Source organism: Pedobacter sp. 01T416_2, from assembly GCF_056398925.1.
The window spans coordinates 1-2,320 of sequence record NZ_JBFTQI010000871.1 but is presented as its reverse complement, the minus strand read 5'-3'; the positions used below and the strand labels follow the sequence as shown (position 1 = coordinate 2,320).

Sequence of the window (2,320 nt, the reverse complement as noted above, 5' to 3'; positions counted from 1 at the left end):
GCTTAAAGTCCTGCCGGCAGAACTTTAAGCAATAATTTTATCATAGCTTAAAAGCCATATAAGGTAAGATCGCCGATAGCCACTTTACTTTTTTCAGGCTGAACGTCTGATATTTGAATTTTTAGGTATCTGATATTTTTGCCTTCAAAAAACACGGGCGCATAATCCTGTCCTGATACTTTTCTCAGAGTAATTAAATCAATCCATTTTATCCCATCAGCAGAACACTGAAGCGAATAGTTATACCAATCGCTGTCTTTGCCCCAAATAATGCGGTTGCCTTTCACTGTAACAGATTTTCCCAGGTCGATATTTATGGTTAAGGGAAGTAGCTCTCTTGATGCTGTCCAGATTGTTCTCGGATCACCGTCAATTAATTTCTCAAATTCCGAGGTACCTATCTCTTCATGAAAACCGAACATATTTGGCATTAGCTTAATGATTGGAGGCAATTGATCAGATTTTATGTCTGCGGTAACCGTATCGGCAGTTTCTGCTTCACTTTTCCATTTTATGTGGTCACCATCAGCTGCGTAAATTCCTTTGTAAGGCACAGCAACTACTGTTTTGGTTGCAGGTTTAAGGCCAGGTGAGGAAGCGGTTATATTGATATTACCTGCGTTTTCGCTGGTGCGGATGATGCCATAACCGATACCTCCTTCAGTTTGTTGATCGGAGATTTTTAAGCGTGTCTTATTTGCGCCTATCAATGTCCCTTTTCCTGAAACACTTAAGTTGATCGGGTAAGTCTGTAGCTGTTCTTTGTTACTGATCACTGTTCCATTCCGATCACACACTTTAATGTAAATTGGGATCATATCTGAGCCATCGGCTATAGGACTGATCCCACGGTCAGCAACTTCGATTTCTAAATGGTCGGGCTGTTCTGGAGTTCTGACCACATGCGAACAGGTTATTTTACCATCTAATATCCCTTCGGCCCTTAGTATACCTGGCTCATAAGCATTCGTTTTAAACTCAAAGTACGGGCTACCGCCTTTAGCGGCAACAAATGGCGATGTTTTTGCATTTTGCGCCCTTGATATTTCACCCAATAAGCGGTTGTTACGGTAAAGCCTTACCTTATCGCAATTTGAAAAAATAATCAGATTAGAATCAATACTGGGGTTATTATTATAACTGGCAATAAAAATATTTGGGCCATATACCGGATTTCGGGCATCTTGCATCGCTTTTAACTGGTAGTAACCAAACTTTTCATAGCGGTCGATATCCACCACGCCGCTGAATGCGGTAAGTGGGTCCGATCCCCGGGTATAATCGTTAAAGCTCCAGAGAAAATATCCTCCCATCCGCTTATTGGCGTCTAACTTGGCATGGTCCCAATAACCACCTTCTTCTTCGAGCATCGTTCCGTTCAGTGCATTCTGCCTCAGTGTACACTGGGCAATCAGTCCTTTTGCGGTGTACATCCGCGATGCCCTTAAGCCGTTTTCCTTCTTGGGGTCGGCAATCCAGGTGTCGCCCCATTCGCGTGTGAGCGATGGCATTGAAGGCATTGGGTCGGTGCCGTCTTCGTTGATTACCTTATAACTTACATCGTAATATTTTTTTCCTTTAGCAAAGAAATCATCGGCAGTGAACATCTGGTTATTTGGCATTTCCTCGTGAGCGATGCGCACTACTTCTTTTGCCCAATAATCGGGTGTTGGTGATTCGTTGAGCGATGTTTCCCACAAAAATACCGACGGCCGGTTACGGTCCCGTCTGATCATYTCCCGTACCTGCTCATAGCTTCGCTGGATAAATACCGAATCTTTATTAAAGAACTGCCAGCCTGGTTCGCATTCGATTACCAATAGGCCCAATTGATCGCATGCATCTAAAAATACCGGAGACTGTGGGTAATGTGATGCCCTGACTGAATTAAACCCTCCTTTTTTGAGCTGTATCGCATCACGCCACTGCATAGATTCAGAAGCGGCATCACCGATGTTCTGGTAGCTTTGGTGGCGATTGGCCCCACGTAGGTAAAGTTTTTCGCCATTTAGATAAAAACCATCGGCTTTCCCATTCGCCGAAGCAAAAGAAATCGTTCTAATGCCGATGGAGGTAACTTTTAGATCAACTAGCGTTTTACCATCATATATTTTTGATAATAGTTGATATAAGTGAGGATGATCAGGATGCCATAGTTTAGGTTTTAAAACCGTAAGCTTTTGTACATACTCCTGATCAGAATGGCCTGCTAATAAACTTTCTGAACTTACAGTGGCTATTTTTTGCCCGTTTTTATCCTGTATAATGGTAAGCACTTTAAGGTTAGCGGTGCTATTGCTGCGGTTAACCACATGAGTTT

Annotated in this window: 1 protein-coding gene; it reads right to left on the bottom strand. The window is 42.9% G+C overall.

Translation table 11 applies throughout. The features are described from left to right. Window positions 1–47 precede the first annotated feature (47 nt). Window positions 48–2,320 (bottom strand): glycoside hydrolase family 2 TIM barrel-domain containing protein (locus AC1DPQ_RS25245; protein ID WP_477611245.1); only part of this gene is annotated, 2,273 nt, incomplete at its 5' end.